At 68.9% G+C, this 16080-nt stretch carries 13 protein-coding genes and 1 pseudogene; 9 read left to right on the top strand and 5 right to left on the bottom strand.

Features of this window, described 5'->3' with window-relative positions:
* Positions 1-361 (bottom strand): annotated as a pseudogene (locus tag D7V80_RS01035) (ATPase); the annotation flags it as partial.
* 67 nt (positions 362-428) lie between these two features.
* On the opposite strand from D7V80_RS01035, the gene D7V80_RS01040 reads away from it, so the two are divergent.
* The 3 genes from D7V80_RS01040 (at position 429) to D7V80_RS01050 (ending at position 5114) form a co-directional block, all read left to right on the top strand.
* Positions 429-2090, top strand: a complete 1662-nt coding sequence (locus D7V80_RS01040) for an acyl-CoA dehydrogenase family protein (RefSeq protein WP_120586394.1) — start codon at positions 429-431, stop codon at positions 2088-2090.
* A 50-nt stretch (positions 2091-2140) separates the two neighbouring features.
* Positions 2141-2887: a phytanoyl-CoA dioxygenase family protein gene (locus tag D7V80_RS01045; protein WP_120586395.1), complete on the top strand. Its 747-nt coding sequence runs from the start codon at positions 2141-2143 to the stop codon at positions 2885-2887.
* A 154-nt stretch (positions 2888-3041) separates the two neighbouring features.
* Positions 3042-5114: a hypothetical protein gene (locus tag D7V80_RS01050; protein WP_120586396.1), complete on the top strand. Its 2073-nt coding sequence runs from the start codon at positions 3042-3044 to the stop codon at positions 5112-5114.
* A gap of 63 nt (positions 5115-5177) precedes the next feature.
* Here the strand turns inward: D7V80_RS01050 and D7V80_RS01055 are convergent, their stop codons facing one another.
* On the bottom strand, positions 5178-5459 hold the full coding sequence (locus D7V80_RS01055; protein ID WP_120586397.1) for a hypothetical protein: 282 nt from the start codon (positions 5457-5459) through the stop codon (positions 5178-5180).
* A 186-nt stretch (positions 5460-5645) separates the two neighbouring features.
* On the bottom strand, positions 5646-6404 hold the full coding sequence (locus tag D7V80_RS01060; protein ID WP_233585059.1) for a hypothetical protein: 759 nt from the start codon (positions 6402-6404) through the stop codon (positions 5646-5648).
* Positions 6405-6628: 224 nt separating this feature from the next.
* On the opposite strand from D7V80_RS01060, the gene D7V80_RS01065 reads away from it, so the two are divergent.
* Positions 6629-7138: a hypothetical protein gene (locus D7V80_RS01065; protein ID WP_120586398.1), complete on the top strand. Its 510-nt coding sequence runs from the start codon at positions 6629-6631 to the stop codon at positions 7136-7138.
* A 5-nt stretch (positions 7139-7143) separates the two neighbouring features.
* Here D7V80_RS01065 and D7V80_RS01070 read toward each other — a convergent pair whose 3' ends face one another.
* Positions 7144-10158, bottom strand: a complete 3015-nt coding sequence (locus D7V80_RS01070; RefSeq protein ID WP_120586399.1) for an error-prone DNA polymerase — start codon at positions 10156-10158, stop codon at positions 7144-7146.
* A 378-nt stretch (positions 10159-10536) separates the two neighbouring features.
* Here D7V80_RS01070 and D7V80_RS01075 point away from each other — a divergent pair, with 378 nt between their 5' ends.
* The gene (locus D7V80_RS01075; RefSeq protein WP_120586400.1) at positions 10537-10809 is read left to right on the top strand and encodes a hypothetical protein; all 273 of its coding nucleotides are present in this window, start codon (positions 10537-10539) and stop codon (positions 10807-10809) included.
* Here D7V80_RS01075 and D7V80_RS01080 read toward each other — a convergent pair.
* Positions 10806-11651 (bottom strand): alpha/beta fold hydrolase, encoded by an 846-nt coding sequence (locus D7V80_RS01080; protein ID WP_120586401.1) that lies wholly within the window; start codon positions 11649-11651, stop codon positions 10806-10808. The two genes, D7V80_RS01075 and D7V80_RS01080, sit on opposite strands and share 4 nt — an antisense overlap.
* Before the next feature lie 126 nt (positions 11652-11777).
* Between D7V80_RS01080 and D7V80_RS01085 the strand changes: the two genes are divergently transcribed.
* The 4 genes from D7V80_RS01085 (at position 11778) to D7V80_RS41290 (ending at position 16062) form a co-directional block, all read left to right on the top strand.
* On the top strand, positions 11778-12281 hold the full coding sequence (locus D7V80_RS01085; protein WP_120586402.1) for an NfeD family protein: 504 nt from the start codon (positions 11778-11780) through the stop codon (positions 12279-12281).
* Positions 12272-13357, top strand: coding sequence for an SPFH domain-containing protein (locus D7V80_RS01090; RefSeq protein ID WP_120586403.1), 1086 nt, complete (start codon positions 12272-12274; stop codon positions 13355-13357). Before D7V80_RS01085 ends, D7V80_RS01090 begins: the two co-directional genes overlap by 10 nt.
* 285 nt (positions 13358-13642) lie before the next feature.
* Complete coding sequence (locus tag D7V80_RS01095) at positions 13643-15148, top strand: ATP-binding cassette domain-containing protein (RefSeq protein WP_120586404.1); 1506 nt, start codon at positions 13643-13645, stop codon at positions 15146-15148.
* 71 nt (positions 15149-15219) lie between these two features.
* Positions 15220-16062 carry a hypothetical protein gene (locus tag D7V80_RS41290; protein WP_147446955.1) on the top strand — a complete coding sequence of 281 codons (843 nt, stop codon included), beginning with the start codon at positions 15220-15222 and terminating at the stop codon, positions 16060-16062.
* The last annotated feature ends 18 nt before the right edge of the window (positions 16063-16080 follow it).

Here is a 16080-nt window from a genome sequence, read left to right on the forward strand (position 1 = left end):
GGCCGGGGGGCGCGGTGCGCCGCTCGGTCTGCACGTCGAGCATCTCCTCGGTGAAGGGCGGCGGCGCTCCCTGCGGGGCCACGCCCGCGGGCGGCACGCGGGGGCGGGGCATCGGGTCGAAGATGACGGACGGCAGCGGCGCGGGCTGCGCCGCCCTGGAGCGGGTGGGCTCCGTCCGCTGCTCTCCGCCCAGGGGCATGCCAGCGGTGGGGGGCGTGCGAGGACGGGGCGGCGCGGACAGGACAGGGTTCGCTGGCGCGGCGGGCGTCTCCAGCGGGGTGATGCTGCGATTGTCGTCCTGCTCCGCGTCGGGGGAAGACGGACCTGGGCCAGGTGGGGGCCTGCGGAAGAAGTCGGTCATCACTGCTCCGGCGGGAGGGGGAGGTCACTGTACCCCACCGTCGTGTCAGCGGTGTTAACTTCGGGCCATGAGCTTCTTCCAGGCGCCCCCCGGTCTAGGCAACCAGTACGACGACGACACGTTCTTCCAGAGCTATCTCGCCCGCACCCTTCCGGAGGAAATGTTCCGCTCGCTCCAGGATGACTTCCGAGAGCTGGGGGAGCTGGGAGGCAAGTACTTCTACGAGTTCCAGCAGCGCGACCGGCTGAACGAGCCCGTGCTCACGCAGTGGAGCCCGTGGGGCCAGCGCATCGACCACATCGAGGTGTCACCGCTGTGGAAGGAAGCTGAGGCGCTGACCGCGAAGAAGGGCCTGGTCGCGGTGGCCTACGAGCAGAAGAACGGCGCGCTCAGCCGCGTGCACCAGTTCGCGTTGAACTACCTGGTGCAGCCGTCGCTGGACGTCTACTCGTGCCCGCTGGCGATGACGGATGGCGCGGCGCGCTCGCTCCTGTCGCTGGGCAACCAGGCCCTCATCGACCACGCCCTGCCCCACCTGACGTCGCGGGATCCGGCGACGTTCTGGACGTCGGGCCAGTGGATGACGGAGCGCACGGGTGGCTCGGACGTGGGGCTGACGCTGACGGAGGCGCGGCAGTCTCCCGAGGGCTGGCGCCTGTACGGCACGAAGTGGTTCACGTCCGCGACGACGGCGCAGATGGCGCTGACGCTGGCGCGGCCCACGGGCAACGGCCCCGGCGGCAAGGGGCTGGCGCTCTTCTTCGTGGAGACGCGCGACGCGCAGGGCCGGCTCAATGGCATCCAGATCAACCGGCTGAAGGACAAGCTGGGGACGCGCAAGGTGCCCACGGCGGAGCTGACGCTGGACGGGACGCTGGCGGTGCCGGTGGCGGGGCTGACGGACGGCATCCGCAACATGGCGATGATGCTGAACGTGACGCGCACGTGGAACGCGATGGGCGCCACGTGGAGCATGCGCCGCGCGATGGCGCTGGCGCACGACTACGCGAAGCGCCGGGTGCAGTTCGGCGCGCCGCTGTCGGAGAAGCCGCTGCACATGGACACGCTGGCGGGGCTGGAGGCGGAGTTCCAGGCGGGCTTCCTGCTGGCGTTCCGCGGGGTGGAGCTGCTGGGCAAGCTGGAGACGCGCACGGCGACGGAGCAGGAGCTGCTGTTGCAGCGGCTGGTGACGCCGCTGGCGAAGCTGACCACGGGCCGGCAGGTGGTGCACATCACGTCGGAGGTGACGGAGTCCTTCGGTGGCGCGGGCTACGTGGAGGACACGGGCCTGCCGCGCATCCAGGCGGACGCGCAGGTGCTGTCCATCTGGGAGGGCACGACGAACGTGCTGTCGCTGGACTCGCTGCGCGCGCTGGCGAAGGAAGGCACGCTGGAGGCGTTCTTCCACGAGGTGGAGGGCCGGCTGTCGAAGGTGACGGACGCGGGCCTGCGGCCGTGCGTGAAGACGGCGCACGACGCGCTGGAGCACGCGCGGGCCTGGGTGTCCGGCGCGATGGCGAACCCCACCACGATGGAGGCCGGGGCGCGGCGCTTCTCCCTGACGCTGGGGCGCACGCTGGAGCTGGCGCTGCTCAGCGAGCACGCGCAGTGGTGCCTGGAGCACGGGCACGGCCCGCGCAGCCGGGCGGCGGCGCGGCGGTTCCGGCAGAACGGCGTGGACCTCATCCAGGATGAAATCGACCTGGATGATTCGCGGCTCCTGGGCTGAGCATCGCGACAGGTGCATGCGGCGGGCGCCCTCGTTAAGAAGCGGGCGCCATGTCCGTCCTGAGCCCCGAGCAGTGCCAGCGCTTCGCCACCGATGGGTATCTCGTCCTGCCGTCCTTCGTGGACGGTGGGACGTGTGAGCGGATGCGGGCCGTCATCCTGGAGCAGTTGGCATCCGGAGACGGGCCGGTGGAGTACGAGGCCCACGTGGCCTATCCGGGTTCGCCGGCGAGCATCGACGCCGAGGGCGGCCGGACGGTGCGGCGGTTGCTGAAGGCACATGGACGCTCGCCCCTGTTCGCGGCGTGGTTCGACGACGCGCGGATGCGGGAGGCGCTGGGGCAGCTGCTGGACGGGCCGGTGGTGCAGGCGCGGGCGCACCACAACTGCGTGATGACGAAGCAGCCGCGCTTCTCTTCGGACACGGGGTGGCACCAGGACGTGAGGTATTGGGCCTTCACGCGGCCGGAGCTCATCTCCACGTGGTTGGCATTGGGCACGGAGACGCCGGAGAACGGCGGTTTGAAGGTGCTGCCCGGCACGCACCGGATGCAGTTCGCGCCGGAGCGCCACGACGCGAAGCTGTTCCTGCGGCCGGACCTGCCGGAGAACGCGGCGCTCATCGAAGGCGCGACGTACGTGAGGCTGTCCCCCGGGGACGTGCTGCTCTTCCACGCGCGGCTGTTCCACGCGGCGAGCCGGAACCATACGGCGGAGACGAAGTACTCCGTGGTGGCCACGTACCGGCGGACGGACAACCCTGCCATTCCGGGTTCGCGCTCGGAGCTGGCGGGCTGACGTCTGGTTTTTGACAGGTATTCGGAATATGAGGCCGGCAATGCCAATGGCCTTGCCTGCTTCTCTCGTTGCCTTCCGCCAGTCCATGGGGAAGGCGCTGTCTTTCACCCTCCCCTTGATTCTAGCGTCCGGGTGCCTGCCTCAACCCGACTCCGTGTCCGATGGCGGCACTGACAGCCGCGTCGTGGTCGCCATGGAGGAGCCGGAGATTTCCAATCTGCCGGGCTACCCTGGTGGCGATGGGGGGATCTTCGATGCCGGCGTGTCCATCGACCCGAACACCCTGCCCGGCGTGATGTGCGCCCGCGTCTACGACACCAATGGGTGGTACCAGAATTCGTTCTGCGCTCCCGGCCAGATGGGACTGACCTGCCGGGGTGACTCGAGCATCCTCTGCGCCAATGACAACACGGTGGTCTCCACGACGGGGCCCCGAAGCATCTGGTATCAGAAGGCCATCGACTGGGCGAAGCAGAATGGCTACCCGAAGGTCGTGCTCGATCCGGGCGTCATCACCATCACGGATCAGACCAAGATCCCGGCCCCGAACTATCCCATCAATGGCTCCCTTAACTACGGCGTGGGCCTCCATGTCCCCAGTGGCATCCACCTGGAGGGCTCGCAGCAGTACGACACGGCCCCCACCGTCATCAACGTCCCGAGCGCCGTGACGCTCGAGGCCCTGGTCCTGGTGGATGACGACCCCACCCTTCCCGCGGCCCAACAGCTGGCGAACGTCAGCGTTTCGTACCTCACCCTGTCGGGCACGACGCGGGTCGGGTACAGCCGGGCCCAGGACTGCCCGTCCCGGGGCCACACCCTCAACTCCATCCTCGACCTGGATGGACACGAGCCCACGGCGGCGACACTGCCCGCGGACTTCCTCAGCGGCCACCGGTTGGTGACCGTGGGGGTGCGTGTCCAGCAGTCGAACAACACGACGGGGGCCCCCATCAATCTGCACCACTTGAAGATCGCCCATGTGGGCGGAGCCATCTCGTTTGGCTTCAACACTGTCTACATCAAGGAGGATCCTCAATGTCAGACGGTGCCTGGAGTGAAGCTCACCCTGGGCCCGACACAGACGGATGGGGGATGCCCTGAGGGCGCCTTCAGGAAGAACATGCTCTTCAGCAAGCATGCGCAGTACTGCCGTCCGAAGATCTGCAACGCCGATGGCACCACCCCGCTTCCCGAATTCGTCGACGGGGGAGTCGACGGGGGGTGCCCCGCGCCGGACGTGTTCGATGGGGGCGACGCAGGCGACGATGACGATCTGGAGGACGGAAGCCCGCGGCCCGAGGACGCCTACTGCGTGAGCGTGGCGCCGACGACGGAGTGGGGCACGCCGAGCTACTGCGCGGTCCATCCGTACGAGTTCCTGGGCAACCCCAACGCGCGCTCGCAGGTCCACCACAACTCCATCTGCGACGTGAAGGTGGCGATCAACGTGGTGGGCGGTCACACGGACGTCTTCAAGAACGTCGCGGTCCGCAAGCCCACCGCGGCGGAGAACTTCTTCGGGATGAGCACCGACGGGCACCTGCCCTATTCGCAGTCCACGACCTACACGGAGAACTTCGTGTCGGGCTTCAAGCTGGGCTTCCTGACGGACGGCAGCCAGTACGCCCACGCGGATGACTGCACCTTCCAGCGGCTGGTGGGCTACCACCCCGCGGAGCTCCAGAGCTTCCAGCACGTGCTGGACCTGAGGCAGCACATGTTCGACGCGGCGCAGTCCTACTTCGCCCAGACGGATCCGCTGCGCGGCTTCATCGACCACCTCTACGTCCGGGACAACCGCTTCTACAAGAACGAGCTGGGCATGACGCTGTACCGGGTCAACTGGGGCTTCGTGGGGTTCAACATCTTCGACTCCCAGGGTGCTCCGGCTGGGGGAGACATTGGCGTGGTAACGTCCAACACCCTCAACAGCTGGATCTACGGAAACCAGCTGCGCAAGTTCCACCACGCCATCGACATCTCCGGGTCGCCCGGACATCAGTCCACGTTGGGCTCCTGCTACAACGGCATCCACACGTACTGCAGTGACTATGGCTGTCCGGTGTGGGGCTCGTATCCCAACACCTTCTCGGGGAGCGGCACGGAGACCGACGGCGGCACGGTCTGCAACGTCGCCTACCACGCGGGCTACTGCGATGACCCCGCGTCCATCCCCTCCCCGGCGTTCCCGAACGACGCGGGGGTGCAGTGCTTCGCGTACTGAAGCCCTGACGTCACACGACACGGGCGCTCCCGGGGTTCGTCCCGGGAGCGCCCGTGGTCCTTTTCAAGGCGCGTACTGATATCGCTCGATGATCCGGCCCTCGGGCAAGACGGCATAGAGCTCGAACCAGTCGAGCTCGAAGTTGCCACCGGGTCCGATTCCCTCGCAGTGATCGACACGCCGGTTCACCCGGACGATGTAGACGCCCTTCCCCTTGCCGACGACGACCTCCAGGGCTCGCGCCGTGAAGATGCATTCATTCCGGCGCGCCTTGGGAAACCGGCTCACGACATCCTGAAGGGCCGCATGGGACGCCAGGATGGCAGGTCCATCCAGCGTCGCCATGGGCTCTACATCCTCCGGCCACGCAAAGGCTGCAGAGGGAATGGCTTTGCTTGAGCCAGACTGGGTCTCCGGCTGAAGCCCACTCGTAGCGCAAGACACCATGAAAGCAATCGCTGCCCAGGCCCAAACACGGCGGATGCCGCGCTTGGGTGGGCAGCGAAGACGCGGCATCAGGTCCGGCAGGAGCTACTTCGCGGCCTGCGCGAGGGCGTCTTCCACGTAGCGGATGCCCTTGGCGGTGATGGCCTTGCCCTTCTTGGTGTCCTGGGCGTAGCCGGCGTGCAGGCGCAGCGCCTTGGCCGCGTTCGGCGCGGCGTACGTGACGCCCAGCCCGCTCCAGAAGCGCGACGTCGTTCCGGACGTCACCTCCACGTCCAGCGACTTCGCCAGGTAGAGCGGGATCAGCGAGCGCAGGAGCTGGTCCTTCTCCTTGCCCGCGGAGACCAGGTCCTTCTGGCGCGCGTGGCCGCGCAGCGCGGTCTCCAGCACCGACACCGCGTCCTCGCTCGCGGATCCGGACGCGGCCGCCTTCTTCGCGGCGGGGGCCTTCTTCGCCGCGCTCTTCTTCTTCGCGGGCGCCGCCTTCTTCGCGGCGGGGGCCTTCTTCGCCGCGCTCTTCTTCTTGCTCGCGGCCTTCTTCGCCTTGGGCGCCGTCTTGCGGCGGGCGGCGGGCGCCAGCTCCATGCGGCCCTCGAAGGGGACCTCCACCACCGTCGCGTCCACCTGGCGCTCCGGAATCGCGTTGCGCAGGGACTGAATCACCTCATGCACGGACGCGCGCGGAGCCTCGGAGTGCACCGGACGGGAGACGCGGGTCGGCGCGGGCTCGCTCACAGGCGGCTTGCCCTGCGCGTAGTACCGCACCCAATCGCTCGCCTCCTCCACCACTTCAGACAGGCCCACGCGATCGAGCAGCGACCCCAACCACCGAAGACTGTTGCGCACTGAGTACCCTCCCGTTCTGATCCACGCTACTACACTCCAGACAGAAGCAACCTATATCGCTAGCAATACGGGTTGTTCCATGCCCCCGTGGGTCCTCCCGCCCCCTCACCCACGGATCACGGGAACAGACGTGCAGATGTAGCGCCGTGTTCCTACGTCTCACTGCCGCATGGACACCCCGTTTGCTCCAGGGATGGCGTCCCCAGCAACGAAGGAGAGCTCACGTGCAGATGCTCCACTCCGGTCGGATGGTCTTCGCGACACTGCTGATTCTGGGGCCCGGGTGCCGTGCCGTCCCTTTACAGCCGCCATCCCCCACCGCCTCCGCCCCTCGTGCGTTCATCAAGTTCCAATCTCCTCGCTATGACGGTTCAACCTTCTCCGGGCGCATCCTGGTGGGCGCCGAGGAGGGAGCCATCACGGTGGACCGACGGCTTGTCGAGAACCAGGTCCTGCAGGTGACCGAGGTCCATGACTGCGACGCCCCCTCCCCGGTGTCGATCGAGATATTTGGGGTTCCTCCTCGAAGGGTTCCAGAAGAGCTCATGACGCTGGAGCCCGGAACCTGGTTGGAGGCGGATGTCGACTTCCCCCTGTTCAATTACCGCCGCAGAGGCGCTCAGGAGGCTGACTGCCTCGATCTGACCGTCACGCTCAATCCGAAGCATCCGACGCCTCCCGCCACCACGACGCTCCGGGTGTCCCGGCCCATGGAGCAGCCTGACGCGGAGTGAGGACGTCACTGCCGCACGGACACCACGCTGCGCGTCTTCACGTTCGTCACCTTCCCCGAGCGCTCCAGCATCCCCTCCCCCACGAGGAACAGCGCGCCGTGGATCTCCTGCCTGCAGCGCGCATACACCTCCGAGGGCACCACCAGGTTGGCGATCCCCGTCTCGTCCTCCAGCGAGATGAAGCAGATCCCCTTCGCCGTGGGCGGCATCTGCCGGCAGATCATCATCCCGCCCACCTTCACCGGCCGCCCCGCCGACACCCGCTTCAGTCCCTCCGCCGTCACCGCCCCCATCCGCTTCAACGTGGGCCGGAGCAGCTCCAGCGGGTGCTTCTCCAGCGACAGCCCCACCGTGTCGTAATCCGCCACCACCCGCTCCTGGACTCCCATGGGCGGCAATTGCACCGCCGTACCATCCATGGGCATGCCGAAGAACAGGTCGTCCGAGTCCAGCGGCCCCAGCGCCTGGATCTCCCACAGCGCCTGCCTCCGCGCCCCGCACAGCGACGCCAGCGCCCCTGACAACGCCAGCCGCGTCAGTTCATGCCGGGGAATGCGCGCCCGCCGCGCCAGGTCGCCCACGCTCGTGTAGTCCCCCCGCCTCGCGGTCTCCACCGCCCGGCCCGAGGACTCGCCCAGCCCCCGCACCATCCTCAACCCCAGCCGCACCGCCCCGTCCTCCAACGTGCAGTCCCAGCTGGAGCGGCGCACGTCCACCGGCCGCACCTCCACGCCGTGCCGCTGCACGTCCGCCACCAGCGTGTGCGGCGCGTAGAACCCCATGGGCTGTGAATTGAGCAGCGCCGCCGTGAAGGCCGCCGGGTAGTGACACTTCAGCCAGCTGGACGCATAGGCAATCAACGCGAAGCTCGCGGAGTGGCTCTCCGGGAACCCGTAGTGCGCGAACCCCCGGAAGTGGTCGAACCACTCCTCCGCCTGCTTTCGCGTGTAGCCCCTCGCCTCGCAGCCCTCCACGAAGCGGCCCCGGTACGGGAGGATGCGCGCCTCCGCCTGCTTGTGGCTCAAGGCCCGCCGCAGGCCGTCCGCCTCTCCCGCGCTGAAGCCCGCCGCCACCATCGCGAGCCGCATCGCCTGCTCCTGGAAGAGCGGCACGCCCAGCGTCTTCTGGAGGATGCCGCGCACCTCGTCACTGGGGTACGTCACCGGCTCCTGGCCGTGCCGCCTTCGCAGGTACGGGTGCACCATGTTGCCCACGATGGGCCCCGGCCGGATGAGGGCGATCTGCACCACCAGGTCGTAGAACTCCCGGGGATGGAGCCGCGGCAGCATGTTCATCTGCGCGCGGCTCTCAATCTGGAACACGCCCACCGTGTCCGCGTTGCACAGCATGTCGTAGACCTTCGGGTCCTCCGGCGGCACCGTGGCCAGGGACAGCTCGCGGCCGTAATGCTTTTGAATCAAGGCGAAGCAGCGCGACAGCGCCGTCAACATGCCCAGCGCCAGCAGGTCCACCTTCAAGAGGCCCACCGCGTTGATGTCGTCCTTCTCCCACTGGATGACCGTGCGGCCCGGCATCGCCGCGTTCTCCACCGGCACCAGGTCCACCAGCGGCTCGCGCGTCATCACGAAGCCGCCCACGTGGATGGACAGGTGCCGGGGCACGCCCTCCAACTCCTTCGCCACCGACAGCGTCCGCAGCACCCGTCCGTCCGTCGGTGACAGCCCCGCTTCTTGAAGCACGTCCGGCGTCACCTGGAAGCCGTGCGACGACGCGACCCGGGACAACCGGTCCACCTGATCCAACGACAGCCCCAGCGCCTTGCCCGCTTCGCGCAGCGCGAGCCGCCCCCGGTAGCAGATGACCTCGCACACCATTCCCGCGTGCCGGCGACCGTGCTTCTCGTAGACGTACTGGAGCACCTCCTCGCGGCGCTCGTGCTCGAAGTCCACGTCGATGTCCGGCGGCTCCTTGCGCTCCATGCTGAGGAAGCGCTCGAACAAGAGCCCCATCCGCACCGGATCAATGGCCGTGATGCCCAGCGCGTAGCAGACCGCCGAGTTCGCCGCGCTGCCCCGCCCCTGGCACAGGATGCCCCGCCCCCGCGCGAACATCACGATGTCCCACAGCGACAGGAAGTACCCCGCGAAGTCCAGCGCCGCGATGAGCCTCAGTTCGTGGTCGATCTGCTTCGTCACCGCGGGCGGCACGCCCCCGGGATAGCGCGTGCGCAGCCCCACCTCCGTGAGCGCCCGCAGGTGTTCGTCCGCCGTGCGGCCTTGCGGCAGGTCCTCCTCCGGGAAGCGGTAGTGCAGCGCGTCCAGGGACGCCTCGCACCGCGACGCCAGCTCCACCGTGCGCGCCAGCGCCTCCGGCCGGTCCGCGAACAGCCGCGCCATGTCCCCGGGGGACTTCAGCGTCCGCTCCGCGTTCGGGAACAGCCGCGTGCCCGCCTGATCCACCGTCACCCCGTGGCGGATGGCCGTGAGCACGTCCTGGAGCACCTGCCGGTCGCGGTGGTGCGTGTGCACGTCGTTGTGGACCACCAGCGGCACGCCCAGCGCGCGGGCCAGCGCCTCCGCTCGCGCCTCCCGGGCCGCGTCCCCCGCGGACAGCGAGCGGCTCAGGCCCACGTGGAAGCCGCCGGGAAACGCCTCCGCCAGCGGGGCCACCGCCTCCAGCGGCGCGGGACCCGGGAGCAGCGCGAGCAGCCCCGACGCGTGCTCCGCCACCTTGCGCCACGGCACGCCCGCCTCACCCTTGGGGTGCGTCATCCGGCCGTGGGACACCAGCCGGCAGAGGTTCGAGTACCCGGTGGCGTCCCGCGCGTACACCACCACCGGAGGGCCGTCCTCCAGCGTCAGCTCCGCGCCCAGGAGCAGCTTCACGCCGTGCTCCTTCGCCGCGAGATGCGCCTTCACCACACCGTAGAGCCCGTCCCGGTCCGTCAGCGCCAGCGCGGACAGCCCCAGCCGGGCCGCGGTGGCCACCAGCTCCTCCGGATGGGAGGCGCCGTGCAGGAAGGAGAAGTGGGACCGGCAGACCAGCTCGGCGTAGCTCACGCCTGATCAAGATACTGAGCGGGCGTTCAGGCGCTAGATTGGATCTGCGTTCAGAAAGAGGGCGACTTCATGGGTTGTGCCAGATGCGCGGAGTGAAGACAGACATCCCTCCACCGCCCTGCGTTTGGCCTGTCATCCAGACGGGACGCCGCGTCATCGAATCCAGCCTTCACGGATCTTTCCGCGAGATCTGACGTTGAGCAGTTTTTTGCGCTCCATCGCGACCAGGACAGCGATTGGGTTTCGTATGAATTTCCTCACCGACTCCAGGAGCGGGGTTTGCTCTGTCATTGAGTTCCGGGGGAGCATGCGCCGGGCTGTCTTCGTCTCATCGACAGCCTTCAGCCGCAGTGGTGCCACTCCACCCCGAGGTGCCTCATGACGCTGCTCCGCCGATCCCTGCTCCTGGTTCCCGCCCTCCTCCTCGCGCCGCTGACCGCCAGCGCCCGGCCGCCGGATTGCACCAACGACTACTGTGAGCGGGTGCGGTGCACCGAGGCCTGTCTGGATGCTGGCCACATCATCACGTGTGGCGAGTACGGCATCTGCATCCCGTCGGTCGCCCTGTCCGAGCCGCAGGCCTCCGTGCAGCCCTCGGACACCGACGAGGCGTCGGAGGCCGTCTGCCGCGAGCCCGAGGCCCGGGGCTAGTTCACCGCCGCCAGCACCTCTTCCTGGAGCGAGGTGCGCTCCACATCCTCCAGGAAGTCCCCCAGCGCGACGTTGACCGCCTGGGGCTGCTCCAGGATGCACATGTGCCCGCCGCAGCGCAGCCGCCTGAGCCGCGCGCCCCGGATGCGCTGGTGCAGCCGCTCCGCCACCTCCGGCACCGTCACCGCGTCCTCGTCCCCCACCAGCACCAACGTCGGCGTCTGGATGCGGTGCAGCTCTCCCTCCACGCTGCGGCGGTGGATGACGCCCTGCATCGCGCGCCACACCGCGCGCGGGTTCGCCACCAGCTGCCGGCGCAACAACGCCCGCTCCGCGGCCCGCTCCGGGTCTCGCATGAACGTGCGCCCGAAGTAGAGCGACATGATCCGGTCCACCACCGGCCTCAGGCCCAGCCAGTGCGTGAGCGTCGTCAGCACCCGGTAGCGCGCCAGCGTCAGTGGCAGCTCCGCCGCGGCGGACGAGTCCAGCAGCGCCAGCGAGCGCAGGAGCTCCGGGTGCCTCGCGGCCAGCCTCAGGCCCACGAAGCCCCCCATGGACTGGCCCACGAAGTGGCACGGCGCCAGCCCCAGCGCCTGGATGACCGCCACCGCGTCCTCGTACACGGTGCGCAGGTCGATGACCGAGTCGCCAGGCGGGGGCTCGCTCAGCCCCTGGCCCCGGTGGTCGTACACGATGCACCGGTATTGGCCCCTCAGGGCCTCCACCTGCCGGTGGAACAGGCGGGAGTCCCAGAGCAGCCCGTGGCTGAAAAGCACCGGCTCCCCGCTTCCCCCAGTGTCCTCGTAGTACAGTCGTGCACCACGGATGGACAGGTATGGCATCCGCTTTTCCCCCGGCTTGGACCCCCTTAGGTCCTTGCCCGGAACCCACCCTCCGTTTTGATTGATTCCAGATGCCTGGCTGCCCGGTTTGACAGGGGGCCAAAGCCGCTGCCAAACAAGGACCCCATGGACACCACCGCCTGGCAGCTCTGGCTGATCGCCGCCATCGTCCTGGGCGCGCTGGAGATCAAGCTCTCCGGCTTCGTGACGCTCTGGCTCGCCGTGGGGGCGCTGATGGCCTCCCTGATGGCCGGGGCGGGCCTGGGCCTCAACAGCCAGCTCTTCGCCTTCACCCTGGTGTCCGGCGCCCTCTTCGGCGCGTCCCGCACCATCTTCAAGAACGTTTTCATGCGGAACGCCGTGCACTTGAAGACGGGCGTGGAGGCGATGCTGGGCCAGGAGGCCGTGGTGACGGAGGCGCTGGCGGACGGACAGGGCGGCACCGTGCGCATCAACGGCGAGCTGTGGATGGCGCGCTCCCTGTCCGGGCCCCTGCCCGAGGGCGAGCGCGTCACCGTGGAGCAGATCGAGGGTCTCAAGTTGTGGGTGCGACGCCCGTCGGCGTCCAACGAAGTCGCGCTGCAACAACCGGCGCGTCGCAAGAAGAAGGAGAACGAAGGATGGGACTGACGATTGTTCTGCTGTTCCTGGCCGCCGCCGTCGTGTTCGGGATCGTCACCGGTGTGCGCATCGTTCCCCAGGCCAAGGTGATGGTCGTGGAGCGGCTGGGGAAGTTCCACCGCGTGGCCTCCAGCGGCCTCAACATCCTCATCCCCTTCATGGACAGCCCGCGCGCCATGGAGATGCGCGCCGGCAACCGCTTCACGCGCAACACCCTGGTGGATCTGCGCGAGCAGGTCATGGGCTTCGAGACCGTCCAGGTCATCACCCATGACAACGTCAACATGGAGGTGGGCTCGGTCATCTACTACCAGATCGTCGATCCCGGCCGGGCGCTCTACCAGGTGGAGAACCTGGCGCTCGCCATCGAGCAGCTCACCATGACGAACCTGCGCAACGTCATGGGCGGCCTCACGCTGGACCAGACGCTGACCAGCCGCGAGACGGTCAACACCAAGCTGCGCATGGTGCTGGACGAGGCCACGGAGAAGTGGGGCGTGAAGGTGACGCGCGTGGAGCTGCGCGAAATCGAGCCGCCCCAGGCCATCAAGTCCGCCATGGCCAAGCAGATGACCGCCGAGCGTGAGCGCCGCGCGGAGGTCACCAAGGCCGAGGGCGACAAGGCCGCCGCCATCCTCCAGGCCGAAGGCGAGAAGATCTCCCGCATCCTGCGCGCGGAGGCCGAGCGCGACGCGGAGATCGCCCGCGCGGAGGGCCACAAGCGCGCCGTGATGCTGGAGGCCGAGGGCAAGGCCGAGGCCACCCGCCTCACCTTCGAGGCCATCCACACCGGCCGGGCCACGCCGGAGGTGCTCGCGCTGCGCTACCTGGAGACGCTCCAGGAGCTGGGCAAGGGCGACAACAAGATGTTCGTCCCCTACGAGGCCACCGCCGCGCTGGGCTCCATCGCCACGCTGAAGGAGGTCTTCGCCAAGGACGACGCCCCGGCCGCCGCGCCCCAGCCCCAGCTTCCGCCCCGCGCCCCGTCGGCCGCCGCGCTGAGCGCCCAGGCCCTGGCCCGCAACGCCGCCGCGAGCGCCACCCTCCCCGCCACGCGCCGGGTGCAGCCTCCGTCGGACGAGTAGCGCGGGAATCGTTGTCAGGGCACCGACGTTTCCCCGTCGGTGCCCCGTGTCACGGCATCCGCCCGGCCTTGTCATCCGCCCGGGCCGTGCCGCATGCTGCACCTGTGAAGCACCGGCTGTCGGCTGTCGGCTGTCCACGTGGGGAGATGTCAGAGGTCTTCCCCTGAACGAGGTTCGCAGACCCTTGAAGCTGTTCGCCTGAAACCCCGGTCCCCAGCTGTACCCCGCCGCCGCGCGTCCTGACGGACGTGTGCGCTGGCTTCCGGTTTCAGGAGTCGCTTCAACATGCCCTCGTCCTCTTCCGTGCGCGCGCACCGCGTCTGCTTTTCGTTCACCGATGCCATCCCCGTCCTCGCCGACGTGGAGTTCCACCTCGCCTCCGGCTGGACGGGCCTCGTCGGCCCCAACGGCGCCGGCAAGTCCACCCTGCTGCGCCTGTTGTCGGGGGAGCTGAAGCCCACGTCCGGGCAGCTCCAGCTCGAGCCGGACTCGCCGCTCGTATGTCTGTGTCCGCAGGGCGTGGAGGCGCTCACGCCCGACATCACCGCCTTCGCGGACGCCTGGGACGCGCTGGCGCGCAGGCTCCAGGGTCAGCTGGGCCTGGACGTCACCGCGCTGGAGCGCTGGCCCACGCTGTCTCCGGGAGAGCGCAAGCGCTGGCAGGTGGGCGCGGCGCTCGCCCGCGAGCCGGACGTGCTGCTGCTGGATGAACCCACCAACCACCTGGACGCGGAGGCGAGAGCGTGGCTGGTGGCCGCGCTGCGCCGCTTCCGGGGCGTGGGCGTCGTCGTGTCCCATGACCGCGAGCTGCTGGAGACGCTCACCCAGGCCACGCTGCGCGTGCACGGCGGCGAGGCGCACCTGTACCCAGGCGCCTACTCCGCAGCGAAGGGCCACTGGGAGGCGGAGCGCGAGGCGGAGATCGCCTCCCACCAGCAGTCCAAGGCGGAGCGGGACCGGGCCGCGCAGCTGTTGGACAACGCCCGGCGCGAGCACCAGGGCGCCACCCTGTCGCGCAGCACGTCACGGCGGATGCGCAACAAGTACGACAGCGACGCGCGCGGCCTGGGGCCCTCCACGCTGGCGAGCTGGGCCGAGTCCCGCCTGGGCCACCAGGTCACCGTGAAGCGCCGCGAATTGGAGCGCGCCGAGGCCGCGGTGGGCACCTTCACCGTGGACAAGACGGTGGGCCGCTCCGTGTTCGTGGACTACGTGCGCTCGCCCAACCCGTGGCTCTTCACCTTCGACACTCCGGGCCTGAAGGCCGGCGACATGGAGGTGCTGGGCCCCACGCGCCTGGACGTGGACCGCGAGGCGCGCATCCGCATCGAGGGGCCCAACGGCGCCGGCAAGACGACGCTCCTGAAGGCCCTGCTGGAGCAGTCGCGCGTGCCTCGCGAGAAGCTCCTGTACCTGCCCCAGGATCTGGGCGCGGAGGAGACGCGCGCCCTGCTCGACGCGGTGCGAGCGCTGCCCCCGGAGGAGCGCGGCAGGGTGATGTCCCTGGTGGCCGCGCTGGGGGTGGATCCGCACCGGCTGCTCGCGTCCGAACAGCCGTCGCCCGGCGAGGCGCGCAAGCTGGCCATCGCGCGAGGCCTGGGCCAGCACGCCTGGGCCCTGGTGCTGGACGAGCCCACCAACCACCTGGACCTGCCGTCCATCGAACGGCTGGAGGCGGCGCTGCACGACTACCCGGGCGCGCTGCTGCTCGTCACCCACGACGCGCCCTTCGCCCGCTCCTGCACCCGCACGCGGTGGCTCGTGGCGAACGGTCGCGTGGAGGTGGAGTGAAGACAGGCTCTGCCTGGACGACGGCCACGCCCATCGGCCAGGCGCGGTAGAGGGATTTCCTATCGCTTGAGATGGAATTCGCCGGCCGGAGGGCCCCACGCCTCCGGCCGGCGATTGTCTTTCCGGCGAGAATCTTCGTGGATGGTTTGAATTTCATCGGCTTCGCGACGTTGGCGGATCTGATCATCACCGAACTGCGCGCGCTCGACGCCGCCCGCCCGGGAGAGTCCTTCACCGTCACCGCGAAGGTCTGCAACACGGGCACGCAGTTCGCGTCCCCCCAGCAGGGACCCAACCTGCTGCAGGTGTACCTGTCCACCACGCCCACGCAACAGGCGCCCGCGCCCGGCGTGCCACCCTCGCCTGAGCAGGTGACCGTGGCCGAGCTGGACGTGGGGATGGTGCCCCCAGCAGTGCGTCACGCACACCGTGAACGCCCATGCGATTCCCCCCATGGAGGTGCGCGCGGACGTGCTCCTGTCCACGCTGCCATCGGCGGGGCACACCCCCGACCCGGCGACCGCGCTCACCGCCGCCTACTTCGATGCAGGGGGGCTCGACGCCGGACGGTGCGTCACGCTGTCCCTGAGCTGCAGGTGGACAACAACAACACCTTCGTGAAGGGGCTGGTGTGGTTCGGCAACGGCCCGGACCTGGTGGTCCGGTCGCTGAAGGCGGTGGCCAACGTCGCGCCGGGGACGCACTTCCCCGTCGAGGTGACGGTCTGCAACGTGGGCACGACGCCCGCGCCGCCCCACGCGGTGGACGTAGCCGCCGCTTCACGGCAAGTGAGACACACAGGCGCTGGCCGGGGTCTTCACGAACCCGGTCGGTGTCTGCCTTTTCCAGGCCACGCTTCCGACACGCCAGGTTTGAAGCGCATTGGCTTTTCGTATGTCAGGGAATCCATTTAGTGTCCTCGCGGCGTCGGA

The organism is Corallococcus sp. CA054B (genome assembly GCF_003611625.1).
Taxonomy (GTDB): domain Bacteria; phylum Myxococcota; class Myxococcia; order Myxococcales; family Myxococcaceae; genus Corallococcus; species Corallococcus coralloides.

Coding starts and splice junctions, on each gene's coding strand:
- D7V80_RS01040 (WP_120586394.1), top strand. CDS start 429: ATGAGCTTCTTCCAGGCGCCCCCCGGTCTAGGCAACCAGTACGACGAC.
- D7V80_RS01045 (WP_120586395.1), top strand. CDS start 2,141: ATGTCCGTCCTGAGCCCCGAGCAGTGCCAGCGCTTCGCCACCGATGGG.
- D7V80_RS01055 (WP_120586397.1), bottom strand. CDS start 5,459: ATGGCGACGCTGGATGGACCTGCCATCCTGGCGTCCCATGCGGCCCTT.
- D7V80_RS01075 (WP_120586400.1), top strand. CDS start 10,537: ATGACGCTGCTCCGCCGATCCCTGCTCCTGGTTCCCGCCCTCCTCCTC.
- D7V80_RS01080 (WP_120586401.1), bottom strand. CDS start 11,651: ATGCCATACCTGTCCATCCGTGGTGCACGACTGTACTACGAGGACACT.
- D7V80_RS01085 (WP_120586402.1), top strand. CDS start 11,778: ATGGACACCACCGCCTGGCAGCTCTGGCTGATCGCCGCCATCGTCCTG.
- D7V80_RS01090 (WP_120586403.1), top strand. CDS start 12,272: ATGGGACTGACGATTGTTCTGCTGTTCCTGGCCGCCGCCGTCGTGTTC.
- D7V80_RS01095 (WP_120586404.1), top strand. CDS start 13,643: ATGCCCTCGTCCTCTTCCGTGCGCGCGCACCGCGTCTGCTTTTCGTTC.
- D7V80_RS41290 (WP_147446955.1), top strand. CDS start 15,220: ATGGAATTCGCCGGCCGGAGGGCCCCACGCCTCCGGCCGGCGATTGTC.